Source organism: Aquabacterium sp. CECT 9606, assembly GCF_918741295.1.
Classification (GTDB): domain Bacteria; phylum Pseudomonadota; class Gammaproteobacteria; order Burkholderiales; family Burkholderiaceae_C; genus Aquabacterium.
The window spans coordinates 972,800-990,971 of the sequence record NZ_CAKKNB010000002.1 but is presented as its reverse complement, the minus strand read 5'-3'; the positions used below and the strand labels follow the sequence as shown (position 1 = coordinate 990,971).

16 protein-coding genes are annotated in these 18,172 nt (G+C 62.0%); 5 read left to right on the top strand and 11 right to left on the bottom strand.

Annotated elements, in window-relative coordinates; translation table 11 throughout:
- Positions 1–149 precede the first annotated feature (149 nt).
- From LQ232_RS12290 to rfbB, 8 genes are read right to left on the bottom strand one after another with little or no spacing between them, the layout of a single operon-like run.
- Positions 150–887 carry an SDR family oxidoreductase gene (locus LQ232_RS12290; protein WP_230180598.1) on the bottom strand — a complete coding sequence of 246 codons (738 nt, stop codon included), beginning with the start codon at positions 885–887 and terminating at the stop codon, positions 150–152.
- On the bottom strand, positions 884–2,224 hold the full coding sequence (locus LQ232_RS12285; RefSeq protein ID WP_230180597.1) for an FAD-binding oxidoreductase: 1,341 nt from the start codon (positions 2,222–2,224) through the stop codon (positions 884–886). Before LQ232_RS12285 ends, LQ232_RS12290 begins: the two co-directional genes overlap by 4 nt.
- Before the next feature lie 11 nt (positions 2,225–2,235).
- Positions 2,236–3,654, bottom strand: coding sequence for a UbiA family prenyltransferase (locus LQ232_RS12280; RefSeq protein ID WP_230180726.1), 1,419 nt, complete (start codon positions 3,652–3,654; stop codon positions 2,236–2,238).
- Positions 3,655–3,670: 16 nt separating this feature from the next.
- Positions 3,671–4,633: a lysylphosphatidylglycerol synthase transmembrane domain-containing protein gene (locus LQ232_RS12275; RefSeq protein ID WP_256450044.1), complete on the bottom strand. Its 963-nt coding sequence runs from the start codon at positions 4,631–4,633 to the stop codon at positions 3,671–3,673.
- A 41-nt stretch (positions 4,634–4,674) separates the two neighbouring features.
- The gene (rfbC, locus tag LQ232_RS12270) at positions 4,675–5,238 is read right to left on the bottom strand and encodes a dTDP-4-dehydrorhamnose 3,5-epimerase (protein ID WP_230180595.1); all 564 of its coding nucleotides are present in this window, start codon (positions 5,236–5,238) and stop codon (positions 4,675–4,677) included.
- Between the two features lie 2 nt (positions 5,239–5,240).
- A complete protein-coding gene (rfbA, locus tag LQ232_RS12265; RefSeq protein WP_230180594.1) occupies positions 5,241–6,131 on the bottom strand; it encodes a glucose-1-phosphate thymidylyltransferase RfbA in 891 nt (296 codons plus the stop codon).
- 9 nt (positions 6,132–6,140) lie between these two features.
- Entirely contained in the window at positions 6,141–7,061 is a 921-nt protein-coding gene (rfbD, locus tag LQ232_RS12260; protein ID WP_230180593.1) for a dTDP-4-dehydrorhamnose reductase, read from the bottom strand.
- A 5-nt stretch (positions 7,062–7,066) separates the two neighbouring features.
- Positions 7,067–8,149: a dTDP-glucose 4,6-dehydratase gene (gene rfbB, locus LQ232_RS12255; RefSeq protein WP_230180592.1), complete on the bottom strand. Its 1,083-nt coding sequence runs from the start codon at positions 8,147–8,149 to the stop codon at positions 7,067–7,069.
- A gap of 168 nt (positions 8,150–8,317) precedes the next feature.
- On the opposite strand from rfbB, the gene LQ232_RS12250 reads away from it, so the two are divergent.
- The 5 genes from LQ232_RS12250 (at position 8,318) to LQ232_RS12230 (ending at position 15,349) form a co-directional block, all read left to right on the top strand.
- The gene (locus LQ232_RS12250; protein ID WP_230180591.1) at positions 8,318–9,421 is read left to right on the top strand and encodes a sugar phosphate nucleotidyltransferase; all 1,104 of its coding nucleotides are present in this window, start codon (positions 8,318–8,320) and stop codon (positions 9,419–9,421) included.
- Positions 9,422–9,430: 9 nt separating this feature from the next.
- Positions 9,431–10,447, top strand: a complete 1,017-nt coding sequence (locus tag LQ232_RS12245; protein WP_230180590.1) for an NAD-dependent epimerase — start codon at positions 9,431–9,433, stop codon at positions 10,445–10,447.
- A gap of 224 nt (positions 10,448–10,671) precedes the next feature.
- Entirely contained in the window at positions 10,672–12,372 is a 1,701-nt protein-coding gene (locus LQ232_RS12240) for a DUF1800 family protein (RefSeq protein WP_230180589.1), read from the top strand.
- A gap of 10 nt (positions 12,373–12,382) precedes the next feature.
- Positions 12,383–13,942, top strand: a complete 1,560-nt coding sequence (locus LQ232_RS12235; RefSeq protein WP_230180588.1) for a DUF1501 domain-containing protein — start codon at positions 12,383–12,385, stop codon at positions 13,940–13,942.
- A gap of 72 nt (positions 13,943–14,014) precedes the next feature.
- A complete protein-coding gene (locus LQ232_RS12230) occupies positions 14,015–15,349 on the top strand; it encodes a UDP-glucose/GDP-mannose dehydrogenase family protein (protein WP_230180587.1) in 1,335 nt (444 codons plus the stop codon).
- Here LQ232_RS12230 and LQ232_RS12225 read toward each other — a convergent pair.
- Genes LQ232_RS12225 through LQ232_RS12215 form a run of 3 tightly spaced genes read right to left on the bottom strand, consistent with a single transcriptional unit; the run spans position 15,294 to position 18,054 of the window.
- Entirely contained in the window at positions 15,294–16,724 is a 1,431-nt protein-coding gene (locus LQ232_RS12225; protein WP_230180586.1) for a HAMP domain-containing sensor histidine kinase, read from the bottom strand. The genes LQ232_RS12230 and LQ232_RS12225 overlap by 56 nt on opposite strands.
- Entirely contained in the window at positions 16,721–17,437 is a 717-nt protein-coding gene (locus LQ232_RS12220) for a winged helix-turn-helix domain-containing protein (protein ID WP_230180585.1), read from the bottom strand. The genes LQ232_RS12225 and LQ232_RS12220 overlap by 4 nt, the downstream gene beginning before the upstream one ends.
- A gap of 26 nt (positions 17,438–17,463) precedes the next feature.
- Positions 17,464–18,054 carry a Spy/CpxP family protein refolding chaperone gene (locus LQ232_RS12215; protein WP_230180584.1) on the bottom strand — a complete coding sequence of 197 codons (591 nt, stop codon included), beginning with the start codon at positions 18,052–18,054 and terminating at the stop codon, positions 17,464–17,466.
- Between the last annotated feature and the right edge of the window lie 118 nt (positions 18,055–18,172).

The following is an 18,172-nucleotide window of genomic DNA, read 5'->3' as shown; positions in this document are numbered from 1 at the left end:
CATCCAAACTAACGGCAAAATAATGTAACAACTACATCAATTGCACTTTCGTCAAGGATAGGTCAGAAGCCCTTCAAATGGTAGGCAATTGTCGGCGCAACCCACGCTCACTCATGGGGGTTCGCCGCGTCATCCCAAGCCCCTGCAAGTTACAACTTGAGTTTGACAAACACAAACTCTGGAATTGTCTTGATGATGAACATGATCAGTTGCCAGAAGCCAGGGGTATAGACGATGCGGCGCCCTTTGTCGATGGCTTGGCTGATGTCCTTGGCCACTTGATCCGGCTTGGCCCACAGCGGCCCCTTGGGCAGGTGTGCGGTCATGGGCGTGTCCACAAAACCGGGTTTGACGGTGACCACATGCACGCCTTTTTTGGCCAGGCGCTGGCGCAAACCCGAGGTGAAGGCCGACACCATGGCTTTGGCACTGCCGTAAACGTAGTTGCTTTGACGGCCCCGATCACCCGCCACGGACGAGATGACGGCGATGGCGCCACGCCCTTGTTGCTCCAACTGGTTGGCCACCAGGGTCAGCAAGGCGATGACGGACAAGCCATTGGTGCCGATTTCAGCCAGGGCGTAATCCACATCGTGCTGGGCACGGTCCTGGTCGGTGAGCGTGCCGTGGGCGATCAACACCGTGTCCAGCCCTCCCAGGGTTTGGGTGGCGTCGGCCAGCAAGGCCGCGTGCTGGTCGTGCTGGTTGGCGTCAAAAACGCGGGAACCCACCTTGGTCGCGCCACGCGTTTGCAGGTCGGCGGCCAGGGATTGCAATTGCTGGGCGTTGCGCGCGGCCAAGAACAGGTGGTCGCCCTGTTGGGCCCAACGCCTGGCGCAGGCTTCGGCCATGGCCGAGGTGGCCCCGACGATCAGGATCTTCTTCATGTGGACTCCATGACCCGCCGCCAGAAACCTGACGAAAATCGCGGATCGACAAATTGGGAAAAAGCAGCCCACCGAGGGTGGCCGGCCTTGAAAATCTGCGCGCCCATGCGGCCATCCTTGGCAGGGTAGAGGCGGCCACCGGCGGTTTGCACAATGCCGTCCAATTGGGCGAACAGGCGGTGCAGCCGCTCGCCTTGATTGGGAAAGTCCAGGGCCAAGGTGGTGCCCGGCATGGGAAACGAGAGCATGCCGCGCGATGGCGGCGTGCCAAATTGCTTGAGCACTGCCAGGAACGAGCCCATGCCACTGTCCACGATGGTTTGCAGCAACTGGCGGGTGGCGGGCAAAGCTTGTTCGGGCGGAACCACGCACTGGTATTGGTAGAACCCTTTGGGCCCATAGATGCGGTTCCACTCCAGCAGCGCGTCCAATGGATAAAAGAAGGGGCGGTAGTGCTGTAGAGCCTGAACGCGATCGCCTTGCTGACGATTGAAATAGGCCAGATTGAAGGCCTTGAGCGACAGGTTGTTGATCAAGGAGATTGGCGGCGTGAAGGGCACCCGCCGACTGCTTTCATCAACAGGGTTGGGCAGTTGCTCGGCCAAGGCCGGGTTCATGACCGCAGGCGCGTGGTTGGCCCGGTTGAAGAGGCCACGCCCCAGGCGCTTGCCCGCAAAGGCGCAGTCAATCCATGAGACCGTGTACTCGTGATCCGCCTCCGAATCCTGGCTGAGTTCGAAGAACTCTTCAAGGCTGCGAAACCGAATGCTTTCGGTTTGCAGATAAGGATTGGCGATGCGCCGAAGCTGGATTTGCGCCCAGGTGATCATGCCGGTCAGTCCCAGGCCACCCACGGTGGCCGCAAACCAATCAGCATCCTGAGTGGGCGAGCAAAGGCGTCGGGTGCCATCTGAGCGCACCAACTCGAACTGCGTGACGTGGTTGCCGAAGGAGCCAACCAGGTGGTGGTTTTTGCCGTGTACATCATTGGCAATGGCCCCGCCCACGGTGACGAACTGCGTGCCAGGCGTGACTGGCAAGAACCAGCCTTGCGGCACGATGAGGCGCAGGATCTCTGACAACAGAACACCCGCTTCGCAAGTGATCAAGCCGGTGGCGGGATCGAATTCGATGAAGCGGTCCAGCTGGCGGCCCAACACCAGGGCGCCGCCCGGGTTCAGGTTGCTGTCCCCGTAGCTGCGGCCATTGCCATGCGGTAAAACCGTGGACCGGCCATCGGCAGGCAGGGGCAGGCTCGCATGGCGGCTGGGCATGCCCAGCACCTGCTGCTCCGGGCGCATGACCCGGCCCCACGAGGTGACCGCCTGGGTTGCCATGCCCTGGTTCGTCAAACGGCTAGCCACAACACCGCTGCGGCAGCCACACCGGTGAGCAAGCTGATCCGGTCTTTCAGGGCGAAGACAAGGGGATCGTCGTGCATGTGGCCGCGGTGCGTCTGCATCCACACCCGGCTGACCCAATACAGCATGATCGGACACAGCATCCACACCATTTTGGGATGCTTGTACAAGACGGCGATGTCTGGCGAGTTGACGTACAAGGCCAGCACCAGGATGCTGATGTAACCGGAAGAGCCGCCCAGGCTTTGCAGCAAGGCCAGGTCTTCAACCTGGTAGCCCCGCCCGCTGGCCTTGAGCTGGCCCTGCTTGCGCATGGCGTGCAGTTCGGCATAGCGCTTGACGATGGCCAGACTCAGGAAGATGAAGATGGCAAACAGCAGCAGCCAGAAAGACAGTGGAATGTCGGTGGCGGCCGCACCCGCCACGATGCGCACGGTGTACAGCCCGGCCAGGGTCAGGACATCGATCATGACCAGGCGCTTCAGGCCGAACGAATACGCCAGCGTCACCAGGTAATATGCCCCCAGCACCGCCAGGAACTTGAGCGGCAAGGTCAGTGCCAGCGCCAGTGAAATCAACAGCAAGGCCGGCGCGGCCAACAGGCCGAACAGCAGGCTGAGCGTGCCTGCCGCGAAAGGTCGCTTGCATTTGCGGGGATGCTGACGGTCGGCCTCCAGGTCCAGCATGTCGTTGAGCAGGTAGACCGACGAAGCGCACAAGCTGAACGACGCGAACGCCACCAGGCCCGCCACCAAGGTGGGCATGTCGCCCAGGCGGTGCGCAGCGGCCAGAGGCACAAAGATGAGCGCGTTCTTGGCCCACTGGTGAACACGCAAGGCCTTCAAGGCCACCCTGATGCCCGATTTGGGCGGCTGGAAAACGGCCTCGACCTGGGTACAAGCGCGGGCACTGGCTTCCAGCCGTGGCCCGGCGTTGACCACGATGGCTGCGCGCGCGTGCTGCCACACCTTGAGATCAACGTGGTCGTTGCCGCAATAGTCGAAGCCTTTCTCACCGAAGCGCTGAACCAGTTGGCTGGCCTTGTTGCTGCCCGACAGATTGGTGTGGCCGTCGCTGGCCAGCACACCGTTGAACAGGCCGACATGCCGAGCCACGGCCTGCGCCAGGCGCTGATCGGACGCGGTGCACAACCAGATCTCGCGCCCCTGTTCTTTCTGGCCCTTGAGCCAAGCGAGAAAGGCCTCGGAGTAAGGCAAAGCGGCGCCATTGATCTGCACGCGGCTGGCGATCTCGGCCTTCAACCTGGCCTTGCCACCCAGCAACCAAAATGGCACCAACAGCAGCAGCAATGGGTTCAGCTTGACCAGCAGCAGAAAAGACTCGAACAGCAAATCGCTGTGAATGAGCGAGCCATCCAGGTCCACGCACAGCGGGGTCGATTGAATTGGGGACATGAAACTTTTACCTTTGGCCTCGCAAAGCCCACACGCAAACCCAGCCGATGAGCACGGCCAACCACAGTGTCAAGAGACGACACACCAGTGTCAGAAGGATGGCATCGGGCAGCTGGTAGCCATGCGCATACAACAAGCTGGCCATGACGGCCTCGGTGCTGCCCAGACCACCAGGCAGGAAGGACAGGGCTCCGACGATGATGGCGATGGCATAAATACCCATCGCCGATGACAGCGGCAAGGGCGCCGGGGAAATCACATCGCCCACCAGTTTGAGCCCGACGGCCTCGGCACCCCAGGCCAACAAACCAAGGGACAGGCTCATGAACAAGATGCCCGGTGTGAGGAACTGGCGCGCACTGCCCAGCATGGTCACCACCGATTGCGCGGCCTTGAGCAGCTTGCCACCGGCCAAGCGGTGGTTGGCCATGCGCTGTGCCACCCAAGGCCAGGGCGTCAACGCCAGCATGGCCATCAAGCCGGACACCAGGCCGACGGCCACCCACAGCGCCTGCCGGTAGGCCTGCAACTCGGCCAGCACGGCCACGGCCAGCAAAATCATGGCCAGCAGGTCGAGCAGGCGTTCCACAAAAAAGCCGGCCATGAGGCCGGAAACGGGGATGCCCAAGGGCTGGTAATAACGGGCCCGCACCATCTCACCCAATTTGCCAGGCGACAAGGTGAAGGCAAAGCCCGACATGAACGTGAGCGACACAAAGCGCCAGGGCAGCGCATGCCCCAACCGCGTCAAATACATTTTCCACCGCACCACGCGCAAAGCGTAGTTCAGCAGGGACAAGGCGGTGGCAGCCAGAACCGCAGGCCAGCCTGCGATCAAGGGTGCCAGGCTGATCTTGGACAGGTCATGGTGAAACCCGATCACGCACCACACCGCAAAGCCAACAATGAGCCCGTAGGTGAATAGATTTCGCCAGAAGCTGGAAGGAGAGCTTGCCGGGGCACGTGGCATGGAAGACAACATGCCGGGATTATGCCGAGCGCAATACAGCGTTAGAAATAATCCGCATCCTTCAAACGCGGGGCCTGTGCATCTTTGGCAGCCAGACTGGGTATTAACCCGGCCAAGGGCCAATCGATGCCGATCTCTGGGTCATTCCAGACTATGGCCCGCTCGCAATCCTTGGCGTAAACATCGGTGGTTTTGTACAAGAAGTGCGTGTCGTCTGTCAGCGCCAAAAAGCCGTGGGCAAAGCCTTCGGGCACCCACAACTGCCGGTTGTTTTGCGCAGAAAGCTCAACGCCCGCCCACTGGCCAAACGTGGGCGAACCACGGCGAATGTCCACCGCCACGTCGAATGCGGCGCCTTGCACCACCCGCACCAGCTTGCCTTGAGCGCTGGGCGGCAACTGGTAATGCAAGCCTCGCAACACGCCTTTCTTGCTGCAGGAGTGGTTGTCTTGCACGAAGGGTCGAGGTGCCGGCAAACCCAACTTGGCCAGCTCGGCATTGAAGCGCTGCTGGTTGAAGCTTTCCATGAACCAGCCGCGGTCGTCGCCAAACACAGCGGGCTCGACGATGACGACATCGGGGATGCGCGTGGGGATCAGCTTCATGATCAGAACACCTGCTCGTTGATGACTTTGAGCAAGTACTGGCCGTAGCCGTTCTTGAGCATGGGCTGGGCCAGCTTTCTGACCTGTTCGGCGCTGATCCAGCCCGAACGGAAAGCAATTTCTTCAGGACAAGCCACCTTCAGGCCTTGGCGCTTTTCAAGCGTGGCGATGAACTGGCTGGCTTCCAGCAGGCTGTCGTGGGTGCCGGTGTCCAACCAGGCATAGCCACGGCCCATGATCTGCACATTGAGCTGGCCTTGCTTGAGGTACATGGCGTTGACGTCGGTGATCTCCAGCTCGCCACGCGGGCTGGGCTTGATCTCGGCAGCGATGTCGCACACCTGCTTGTCGTAAAAATACAAGCCGGTGACGGCGTAATTGCTCTTGGGGGCCTTGGGTTTTTCTTCGATGCTGAGAGCGCGCTTGTTGGCATCGAAGTCGACCACGCCATAGCGCTCGGGGTCGTGCACATGGTAGGCAAAGACGCTGGCGCCATCGGGCTGGCCAGCCGCGTCCATCAACAGGCCCTGCAGGTCGTGGCCATAGTAGATGTTGTCACCCAGGACCAGCGCGCTGGGGTTGTTGCCAACGAAGTCGCGGCCCAGGATGAAAGCCTGCGCAAGGCCATCAGGGCTGGGCTGCACGCAATAGCTGAGGTTCACGCCCCACTGGCTGCCATCGCCCAGCAGCGATTGAAAACGCGGCGTGTCTTGCGGCGTGCTGATGATGAGGATGTCGCGGATACCGGCCAGCAACAGGGTGCTGAGCGGGTAATAGATCATGGGCTTGTCGTAGACCGGCAGCAATTGCTTGCTGATGGCCAACGTGGCGGGATGCAGGCGCGTGCCCGAGCCGCCAGCCAGGATGATGCCCTTGCGTGTCGAGAGAGTCATGATGACGGGTTACTTCCCAGTGATTTCAGTGAGCATGCGCTGAACACCTTGCTCCCAATGGGGCAAGGTCAAGCCCAGCGTTTGCTGCAGCTTGGTGGTGTCCAGGCGCGAATTGAGCGGACGCTGCGCCGGTGTTGGATAGGACGCCGTGCCTGTGGATTCGATGGCCTCGGGGGCGACCTTGATGGGTTGGCCATGGGCCCGCGCCCACTCGATGACAAAACGGGCGTAGTCGAACCAGCTGGTTTCGCCTTGGGCCACCAGGTGGTAGAGACCGATCAACTCCGGACGCTGGGCCTGGCGAAAAGCCCGGATGGCATGCGCGGTGACGTCGGCCAGCAGATCGGCCCCGGTGGGTGCACCAATCTGGTCGTTGATGACTTTGAGCTGGTCGCGCTCGGCCGCCAGACGCAGCATGGTCTTGGCGAAGTTCCCCCCCCGCGCCGCGTATACCCAGCTGGTGCGGAAGATGAAGTGCGCACAGCCGCTTTGCTGGATCAGCTGTTCGCCTTCCAGCTTGGTGCGACCGTAGACGCTCAAGGGAGCGGTGGGGCTGGACTCGTTGCGGGCGGCAGAGCCACTGCCATCGAACACGTAGTCGGTGCTGTAGTGCACCAGCAGCGCCCCCAGTTTGGCCGCCTCGATGGCGATCAAACCAGGCGCGGTGGCGTTGATGGCCCGTGCCAGCTCTGGCTCACTCTCGGCCTTGTCGACCGCAGTATGGGCTGCGGCGTTGACGATCACATCGGGCTTGACCGCCTGCACGATCGCCGCCACTTGTTCGGGGTGGCTGAAATCAGCTCTGAGGTGGGGCGCGGCCTCGGGCCCCATGGAATCAAAATCAAGCGCGGTGACTTGACCCAGCAACGCCAGCGAGCGCTGCAACTCCCAGCCGACCTGTCCGCCTTTGCCCAGCAAAAGGATTTTCATGGTACTCAGGCCACGCGGCTTTGGTAGTTGGTATTGAGCCAGTCACGGTAAGCCCCGGAGCGGACCGAGTCAATCCATTCGGTGTTGTCCAGGAACCATTGAACCGTTTTGTCGATGCCAGAGGTGAAGGTCTCGGCCGGTTGCCAACCGATCTCGCGTTCGATCTTGCTGGGATCGATGGCGTAGCGGCGGTCATGGCCAGGACGGTCGGCCACGTAGGTGATCTGGTCCTCGTACTTGCCGGTGGCTTTGGGACGCAGTGCATCCAGCTTGCGGCAGATGGTGGTGACCACGTCGATGTTCTTGACTTCGTTTTTGCCGCCCACGTTGTAGGTTTCGCCAAGGCGGCCTTTTTCCAGGACTTGGCAGATGGCCTCGCAGTGGTCACGCACAAACAGCCAATCACGCACGTTCAACCCATCCCCATAAACAGGCAACGGCTTTCCGTCGAGAGCGTTGAGGATCATCAAAGGGATGAGCTTCTCCGGAAAATGGTAAGGCCCGTAGTTATTGCTGCAATTCGTGGTCAGCGTCGGAAAACCATACGTGTGGTGGTAGGCCCGAACCAGGTGATCGCTGCCAGCCTTGCTGGCCGAATAAGGGCTGTTGGGGGCGTAAGCGGTGGTCTCGTTGAAAGCGGGATCGGTGTCACTGAGCGAGCCATAGACCTCGTCGGTGGACACGTGCAAAAAGCGGAAATCCGCCTTGTCGGCGGCATTCATGGCGCCCCAATAGGCGCGGGTTTCCTCAAGCAGGCTGAACGTGCCCACCATGTTGGTGTGGATGAATTCACCGGGCCCATGGATGGAGCGATCCACATGGCTCTCAGCCGCGAAATGCAGGATGGCCCGTGGTTTGTGCTGCGCCAGGGCTTGGCGCACGGCGTCGCGGTCGGCGATGTCGGCTTGAACAAGGGTGGCGCGCCCGGCGTCCAGGTGCGCTTTGATCGTGAGCGGATTGCCGGCGTAGGTGAGCTTGTCAAAAACGAGCACGGGCTCCAGGGGGAGCCCGAGTTTGGCCAGACGCTCAAACCAATGGTGGACAAAATTGCCACCGATGAATCCTGCGCCGCCTGTGATGAAAATCATGTGAACAACCCAAAGGTTTTGGCCCAATTTGTTGGAATTATGCCCATCGCCCCCTTCACCTGCAGGCCCTACATCTGGGGGGTGTCGGCGAATACATGCACCAGATTGGTCCACTTGTTGCATGATGCTACCCCACATCAACATGGATCCATTGGTACGAGCAGCAGCATGGCAAAAGCAATGATTTTGGCAGCAGGGCAAGGCACACGAGTGCGGCCGTTGACCAAGCAGACACCCAAGCCCATGGTGCCCATCCTGGGCAAACCAGTTCTGGAATACATCATTGAACACTTGGCGCGTTATGGCATCAAGGAAATCATGGTGAACGTGGCCTTCAACCATTGGAAGATTGAAAACTACTTCGGAGACGGGCATCGCTGGGGCGTCGAGATTGGCTACTCGCACGAAGGCGCCCGCGAACATGGCGAAATCGTTCCCCGTCCGCTGGGTTCGGCGGGTGGCATGCGCAAGATCCAGGATTTCAGCGGTTTCTTTGACGACACCACCATCGTGATGTGCGGCGACGCCATCATCGACCTCGACATCAGCGCTGCCCTTTTCGAGCACAAGGTGAAAAAGGCCATGGCCAGCGTGGTGGCACTCGAAGTGCCCAAGGACCAGGTCAAGAACTACGGCATCGTGGTATCGGACAAGGAAGGCCGCGTGACCTCGTTCCAGGAAAAGCCCAGCCCCGAAGAAGCCAAATCCAACCTGGCCAGCACCGGCATCTACATCTTCGAGCCGCAAATTCTGGAAATGGTGCCTCAAGGCGTCGAGTTCGACATTGGCAGCCAGCTGTTCCCGCTGTTGGCCGAGCGTGGCCTGCCCTTCTTTGCGCAAAGCCGGCATTTCAACTGGATCGACATCGGCCGGGTGAGCGACTACTGGTCGGTGTGCCAGCGTGTGCTGCGCGGCGAAATCGCCCAGATGGACATGCCGGGCACCGAAGTGCGCCCCGGCGTGTGGGTCGGCCTGAACACGAAGATCGACTGGGACACCGTCAAGATCACCGGCCCGGTGTACATCGGTTCGGGATCGTGCATCGAGTCAGGCGTCACCATCCAGGGCCCGACCTGGATTGGCCACGGCTGCCGCTTGCGCAAGAACAGCACTGTGGTGCGCAGCGTGCTGTTCGAGTACACCCGCCTGAACGAAGGTGCCACGTTCAACGAAGTCGTGGCATCGCCTCTGTACAGCGTCGACCGACACGGCAACACCACTTACCAGGGCGACGAGTCCACCGCTTTGCGCTGGGGTGATGCGCGTGCTTGATGGACGTTCATGAAAGTTCTGGTGACCGGTGCGGCCGGCTTCATTGGGATGCACACCACCCTGGCATTGCTGGCCAGGGGCGATGCGGTGGTTGGCATCGACAATCTCAATGACTATTACGACCCACAACTGAAACGAGACCGCCTGGCTGAAATAGCCCGGCAAGCGCCAAGCGCGCCGTTTCGTTTCCTGCCGCTTGACATTGCCGACCACGATGGCCTGTTGGGCTTGATGGCCTCAGAGCAATTCGATGCCGTGGTTCATCTGGCGGCCCAAGCCGGCGTGCGCTACTCGCTGACCCACCCCCAGACCTATGTCCAGTCCAACCTGGTGGGCTTTGTGAACATGCTGGAGGCTTGCAGGCACCATCAGGTCAAGCATCTGGTGTATGCCAGCAGCTCCAGTGTGTATGGCGGCAATGTCAAGATGCCCTTTGCAGAGACCGACCCGGTGGACCACCCGGTCAGCCTGTATGCCGCCACCAAGAAATCCAATGAATTGATGGCGCACAGCTACAGCCACATCTTTGGCTTGCCCACCACCGGCCTGCGTTTTTTCACGGTGTATGGCCCGTGGGGCCGCCCGGACATGGCACCGATGCTGTTTGCCAGCGCCATCCTGGCCGGCAAGCCCATCACCGTATTCAACCATGGGCAGATGCAGCGCGATTTCACCTTCATCGATGACATCGTCGCGGGTGTACTGGCCACACTGGACCGCCCGCCCACAGCCCAAGCCGACTTCGATCGCGCGCAGCCCTCGTCATCAGCGTCCTGGGCCCCTTACCGAATTTTCAACATCGGGCACAGCGAACCTGTGCCGCTGCTGCAGTTCATTGAGACGCTGGAACAGGCCCTGGGCCAGCCGGCCATCAAGGACCTGCAGCCCATGGCAGCAGGTGATGTGGTGGCCACCTACGCTGACACCCAGTCCCTGGCTGCCTGGACCGGCGTTCACCCCAAGACCTCTTTGGCGGAGGGCATCGCTAAATTCGTGGATTGGTACCGGACTTATTTCACCAAATGAGGGCGGAAAACTGGGCCAATCGGGTTTGCCATGAAAACCGAACCCCCTTATTCACGGGGGAAAACGTGCCATTTGGTCGCTACCGCGTGTAGAGGCGTCACAACTAGTGACAACCACTCTCTGTCCTGAAAATCCACACCGTTACGCTTTGCTCACGTTAAACGTGGCATTGGGAGCGTGCAGTGAAAATAGGAATGGTTGGCCGGTGGTTGAGCTGCATTGGCATGTGCACACTGCTGCTCAGCGGCAGTGGGTGCGTGGTCGGTGAAGCTGAAGCGGATTTTCCCAATAATCGTTCCGAAGCCTGGCGCTTCCTGAACCACGCCACGTTTGGCCCGACCGAGGCCGACGTGGCGCACCTGAACACCGTCGGCTACACCGCGTGGCTGGACGAGCAGTTCGCGATGGCCCCGGAGACGACCTACCGCTCGTTCATGGAGCAGCGTGATGCCGAAGAACCCGGCAACCCCAACCGTGCCGACCAGGTGGTGGAAGGCTTTTACACCCGGGCTCTGACCGACCCCTCCCAGCTGCGCCAACGCGTGGTGTTCGCCTTGTCGGAGATCTTCGTCGTCTCGCTGAACAACACCGACGTCAGGGCGCGCCCGACCTTGGTGGCCGGGTACATCGACACCCTCAATGCCAATGTCTGGGGGAACTACCGCACCTTGCTGGAAGCGGTGACCAAGAGCCCAGCCATGGGCATGTACCTCACCTTCCGGGGCAATCAGAAGGAAGATCCCTCGACCGGCCGCATCCCCGACGAGAACTATGCGCGGGAAGTGATGCAGCTGTTCTCGATTGGCCTGCACGAGCTGAACATGGATGGCACGCCGGTGATGGGCGGCAATGGCCAACCCAAGCCCAGCTACACCAGCGAAGACGTGCAGGGCCTGGCCAAGATCTTCACGGGCTGGGGCTTTTACCGCGGCACAGCCTATGCCAGCCAGAGTGACTACGACTGCTTCCTGGGCGTGACCAGTTGCCTGGACCCCGAGGGCGCTTACCGCGCCATGGTGCCCTACCCGGCCTTCCATTCCACATCGGCCACATCCTTCCTCAAGGTCAGCCTGCCTGCGCGTTCCAGCTCGGATCCGCAAGCCGATTTGAAGATCGCCTTGGACACCTTGGCCAACCACAAGAACGTGGCGCCGTTTTTCAGCCGGCAGTTGATCCAACGCCTGGTCACCAGCAACCCCAGTCCTGCCTATGTCTCGCGTGTCGCGCAGAAATTCGTGGCCACGAACGGCAACATCAAGGAAGTCGTCAAAGCCATCCTCATGGACGAGGAAGCCCTGGGATCGCCTTACCGCGCCCTGGATTCGGACGGCAAACTGCGTGAACCTGTTTTGCGCCTGACCGCACTGCTGCGGGCATTCAACTTTGATGGGCCTGGCTTGAAAACCGGCAGCCAGCGGCTCAAAAACGTGGGCATCACGTCCACCGGCGACGCAGCCTCTTCCTTCGGGCAGTCGCCCTGGAATTCGCCATCGGTGTTCAATTTCTTCCGCCCGGGCTACGTGCTGTCGCAAAGCAAGAGCGCATCCTTGGGCATGGTGTTGCCAGAGATGCAGATCACCAGCGAAATCAGCGTGACAGGGTATGTCAATGCCGTGATGTCGGTGCTCAACAACGGCATTGGCAAGGTGAGCAATCAAACCGGCGTGCGCCTGGTGTTGACGGATCAACGGGCGCTGGCCAACACCCCGGATGACCTGGTGTCCGACTTGTCGAACCGCTTGTTGGGCGGGATCATGAGTCAAGCCTTGCGCAAGGACATCACCACCGCGATCACGACCATCCCCGTGCCGGCGCTGAACGAGACCAGCACCAACACCGCAGACATCAACAGCGCGCTGGACAAGCGCGTCAATGCCGCCATCCTGATGACCGCCGTGTCACCGGAATTCCTGATTCAAAAATGAGGTTGCCGACATGAGCACCAACCAACGTCGATCATTTCTGAAACAAGCTGGCGTGCTGGGCGCCGCTGGCCTGGCCACGCCTTGGGCATTGAACCTGGCCTCGATGGGCGTCGCCTCCGCCCAATCAAGCACCACCACCGATTACAAGGCCCTGGTGTGCATTTTCCTGAACGGGGGCAACGATGCCCACAACACCGTCATACCCACCGACGAGGCCTCCTGGTATTACTACAGCGTGGCGCGTGATTCCAACGCGGCCATCGTGGCCAATGGGGGCACACCGGTGCCGGGCGCATTGTCGATTGCCTTGAAGCGCTCCGAGCTGCTGCCTATCACCGTCAAGGACGCGGGGGGGTTCAACGCCGACCGCAACTTCAAATCATTTGCCCTGCACCCGCAACTCAAGCGGATCCGCGACATGTACGTGGATGGCAAAGCGGCCGTGATCGCCAATGTGGGGCCTTTGATCACGCCCACCAACAAGATCGACCTGTTCAGCCTGAGTTTCCCCGTGCCCTCCAACCTGGGATCGCACAACGACCAGCAATCGATGTGGCAATCGTTCGGGACCGAGGGCACCGTGGCAGGCTGGGGCGGCCTGATGATGGACAGCCTGATGTCGCGCAACACCGTGGGCACCTTCTCGAGCATCGGGATCAATGGGGGGGCGGTGTGGCTGTCGGGCAAGCAGGTCATGCCCTACCAACTGAGCACATCGGGCCTGAGCCGCATGGCCGGCGAAGGCAGCACCTACGGCAGCGCGGCGGTTTACCAGGCAGTGCGCAAGATCGCGTCCACCCCCACCAACTCCGACGTGCTGGCCCAGGATTACACCAAAATCGTTCAACGGGCCCTGAGTGTGGAAAGCACCTTGCTGAGCGCCCTGCCCTCTGCCGCGCAGGCGCCCTGGGGCACCCCAGGCGCGGCCACCAGCGCCAGCGATCCCTTGCTGAAATACACCGACCCCAACACGGGCCTGAGCACGCTCAATCCGCTGGCGCAGCAACTGCAAGTGGTGGCACGCATGATCGCCGCAAGGGGCGCGACCGGCATTGGCGCCAAGCGCCAGGTGTTCATGGTGACGCTGAACGGCTTTGACACCCATGACAACCTGCTGGTCGGCCACAACGATCTGATGGCCCGACTGGACCATGGCGTGGCTTATTTTTACGACGCGCTCTCCAAGATGCCTGGCGGCCAGGACATGCGCTCGAACGTGACCTCGTTCACCGCCTCGGACTTTGGCCGCGCGCTGAACAACAACGGCGACGGCACCGATCATGGCTGGGGCGGTCACCACTTTGTCTTCGGCGGCAGCGTGAAGGGTGGCGACATGTATGGCCGCTTCCCGGACTTCAGCCCCTTCGACCAAGGCACCTATTTCAGCGCCCACCTGCTGACCAACGGCGTGCTGCTGCCCTCGCAGTCTGTCGATCAGGTGGTTTACACGCTGGGCAAGTGGATGGACGTGCCCGAGTCGAGCCTCACCGGCAGCGGCGGCGGCGTGGGCATTGCTCCCAACATCGCGAATTTCGACGTGTCAACCCGTAACTTGGGGTTCATGGCGTAAAGATGAGGGGGTGACACTGGCCGGTGTTCTGACAGAATGCAGTCAGTGTCTTAATCCAACCTTTGAGCGTCCATGAAAGTATCAGTTGTTGGCACCGGCTATGTGGGCCTGGTGACCGGAGCCTGTCTGGCAGAGATGGGCAATGACGTCCTGTGTCTGGACGTAGATCCAAACAAGATTCGCATTCTGGAAGAGGGTGGCATCCCCATCCACGAACCTGGCCTGGATCTGGTGGTGGCCCGCAACGTCAAGGCTGGCCGCCTGGCATTCACCACCGACATCGCCCGCGCTGTGGCGCACGGCACCTTGCAATTCATTGCCGTGGGCACCCCCCCGGATGAAGACGGCTCGGCCGACCTGCAATACGTGCTGGCCGCCGCCCGCAACATCGGCCGCCTGATGACCGACTACAAAGTCGTGGTGGACAAGAGCACGGTGCCGGTGGGCACGGCCGACAAGGTGCACGCAGCGATCGCCGACGAGCTGTCCAAGCGGGGCAGTAACACGCCATTCGCCGTGGTGTCCAACCCCGAATTTCTGAAGGAAGGCGCGGCCGTTGAAGATTTCATGCGCCCCGACCGCATCGTGGTCGGGGCCGACGACGAGCAAGCCATCCTGCTGATGCGCGCCCTTTATGCACCCTTCTCGCGCAACCGCGACAAGGTGCTGGTGATGGACGTTCGCAGCGCCGAGCTCACCAAGTACGCCGCCAATGCCATGCTGGCCACCCGGATCAGCTTCATGAACGAGCTGGCCTTGCTGGCCGAGAAAATGGGCGCTGACATCGAATCCGTGCGCCAGGGCATTGGTTCCGACCAGCGCATCGGCTTCCACTTTTTGTACGCCGGCTGCGGCTACGGTGGCAGTTGCTTCCCCAAGGACGTCAAGGCCCTGATCAAGACGGCCAGCGGCGAAGGGCAGGACCTCAAGGTGCTGCAGGCCGTGGAAGACGCCAACGACGCGCAAAAGATGGTGCTGGTCAACAAGGTCACCAAGCGCTTCGGGCAAGACTTGACGGGCAAGCGCTTCGCGGTGTGGGGCCTGGCCTTCAAGCCCAACACCGACGATATGCGCGAAGCCACCAGCCGCGTGGTGCTGGAAGAGTTGTTCAAGCGCGGGGCCACGGTCACCGCCTACGACCCGGTGGCCATGGAGGAAGCCCAGCGCATCTTCGGCAAGCACCCCGGCCTGAGCTACGCCGACTCGCCCATGGGCGCCTTGCAAGAGGCCGATGCCCTGGTCATCGTCACGGAGTGGAAGGAATTCCGCAGCCCCGACTTTGCCCAGATCAAGGCCAGCCTGAAAACGCCGGTCATCTTCGACGGGCGCAACCTCTACGAGCCCAGCCTGGTCAAGGCTTCCGGCCTGGACTATCTGGCCATTGGGCGGGCTGCTTCGGCAGGGTGATCACAAAGCGGCTGCCCCCGCCTTCGCGGGCTTCGCAGCGCACCTGGCCGCCATGCCTTTGGGCAATCTGGCGGACCAGGCTCAAGCCCAGGCCCACGCCGCCCGCGTGTTCCGAGTGGCCGGGCAAGCGGTAAAAGGGCTCGAAGATGCGCTCGCATTCTTCAGGCGGCACACCAGGCCCCCGGTCGCTGACGCTGATCTCAACCAGCAAGGGCCCGGCGGCCACGTGCAGCAAGATGGGTTCGCGGTCACCGCCGTAGCGTTTGGCGTTTTCCAGCAGGTTGCGCACCGCGCGTCGCACCAGACGCTCATCAAACTTCACCACCTGGCCGGCAGCCTCATCGGCTTCCAGCACGGCGTCCACACGGCGCGCCTCTTCGGCGGCCAAGCCCACCAGGTCGACTGGCTGGCGGTCAAGTTCGGACTTGGCGTCCAGGCGACTGGCGAGCAGCACCTCTTCCACCAGGGCGTCCAGCTCCTTGATGTCCTGGTTGATTTCCTGGCGCAGGGCGTCGCTGCGCTCGGGTGGCAGTTCGGCCATCATGGACACGGCCATCTTCAGCCGGGCCAGGGGTGAGCGCAGCTCATGGCTCGCATTGGCCAGCAGGTTGCGGTGCGCGCCAATGAGGTCTTCGATGCGCTGGGCAGCCTGGTTGAAGCTTTGCGCCAGGTCGGCCACTTCGTCCTTCCCCTCCACATCCACGCGGTGCTGCAATTGGCCCGAGCCAAATGTTTCAACGCCCTGCCGCAGGGCCTTCAGGCGCCGCGTGAGGCGGTTGGCCACTGGCCAGGCACCAATGGACACGGCCACGAACAGCAGCAGCAAGGACAGGATCAAGGCCGGCGCGCCGCTGAGTAACCAGGGCGGCGGCACCAACCAACCCAAAGGCCCGCCAAACCAGTGCGGCGGGCCGACCATGCCTGCGGGCGGCGGGCCGCCCTCGCCGTTAGGCGGGCCTCCTCGGCCCCGTGCGCCCGTCAATGAGGGGCGCAAGATCCACAAGACACGGCCATCAGAGAGGCGAATCTCTTGAAGGCGGACCAGGGATCCGCGCTGGCGCAGCAAACGCTCCTGCATCAAGTCGGAGGTGGCGATGCGGCGACCCTGGGGGTTGTCCAGCGCCAAGGGCAAGCGCAGCCGTGTCGCCCATTCCAGCAGGGCCTGCGCCTGATCACCCTCGGGCTGGTTGGCCGCCGGCAGGCTGTTTTCGATGAGCTCGCCCCAGGCGGCGGCCCGCTCGTTGGAGGCGGCTTGGGACTGGAGCTCGTTGCGCTCGTGCTCCATGTGGCGCTGCGCCAGCCAGCCGGTGCCCAGCGTGAACAGCAGCAAGACCGTGACCACGGTCAGGTAGATCCGCAGCGCCAGGGTCTTCATGCGGCTTCGATGTCAGCGTCCTGCTTCTTGGCGAACACGTAGCCTGCACCACGCACGGTGAGGATGCGTTTGGGCTCTTTGGGATCGTCTTCGATGGCGGCACGGATGCGCGAGATGTGCACGTCGATCGACCGGTCGTAGGCCTCCAGCGGGTGGCCTTTGAGCGCGTCCATGATGTGGTCGCGGCTGAGCACGCGGCCTGGGTGCTGGGCCAGCACGGACAGCAAATCGAACTGGTACGAGGTCAACTCGCAGGGCTGGCCAGCCAAGCGCGCCTGGCGCAGGCCGGCATCGATCTCCAGCCGGCCAAAGCGCCACACGTCGTCATCCTGGGCGGCAGGACTGGTGCGGCGCAGCAAGGCCCGCAGGCGCGCCAGCAATTCGCGGGGCTCGAAAGGTTTGGGCAGATAGTCGTCGGCGCCCACCTCCAGGCCGACGATGCGGTCGGTGGGCTCGCCCCGGGCGCTGAGCATCAGCAAGGGCAAGGCGCGGGTGCGCGAGGCCGAACGAAGCTCGCGGCACAGGTCCAGCCCGTCGCCATCGGGCAGCATCAGGTCCAGGACCAGGGCATCGACCGCCTGGCGCGCCAGCAGTTCACGGCCGGCGCTCAGGGTGGGCGCACTGGAGACCTGGTAGCCATGGCTGCGCAGGTAGTCGCCCACCATGGCGCTCAGGCGCAGGTCGTCGTCGATCAATAGGATGTGCTCGCTCATGTCCAGCATTGTCGCCCCCTCCAGCCTCAATGCTCAAGCTGAGCATGGGCCTGGCCACGCGACTTCATCCGGTCGTGGTGCTTTTGCACCTTGGCGACCAGTTCAGCACGTTGCTCGGGGGTCAACACCTTGCTGGCATCCAGCGCGAACTGCAACATCCGCTTGCTCATGGCGTCGTGGCTGGCCAGGCCTTGCTGGCGCAGCTTCTCGGCCGCGGCGGCATCCACCTGGGGTTGGGCAAACAAGGCCAGCGTTTGTTCATGAACGCTGCGCCCGGCTTCATGCAACGGCTTCAGGTCGGCCTGAGCAGATTTGGCCAATGCCTTGATCTGCGTGCGCTGGGCGTCGGTCGCCTTGACCTGGTCCAGCACGCGGTCGAGTCGGCGGCCTTCCAGCGGCATCATGCCTGGACCGCCGTGGCCGGGGCCATGCATCATGCGGCCCGGGTGATGGGGATGCTCACCGCGAGCCGGAGCGCTGGCCGCCGCAGTGGGTTCTTCGGCCTGCGCCAAGGTGCTCATGCTGAAAGCCGACACGGCCGAAATGACCAACAAGGCACTGCCCATGGCCAATGGCCTCCAGGCGGCAACGTGAGTGAGTTTTGCGATCTTGCCCATGTTTGTTTCCTTTGCGGGAGATGGCCCTTGCCACCTGTCCATGACGCCATGGTGCGAGCCGGGGGTAAAGGCGTTGTGGCCGGCCCGTAAAGATCTGTGAAAAGAAAAGCCGCCAAGG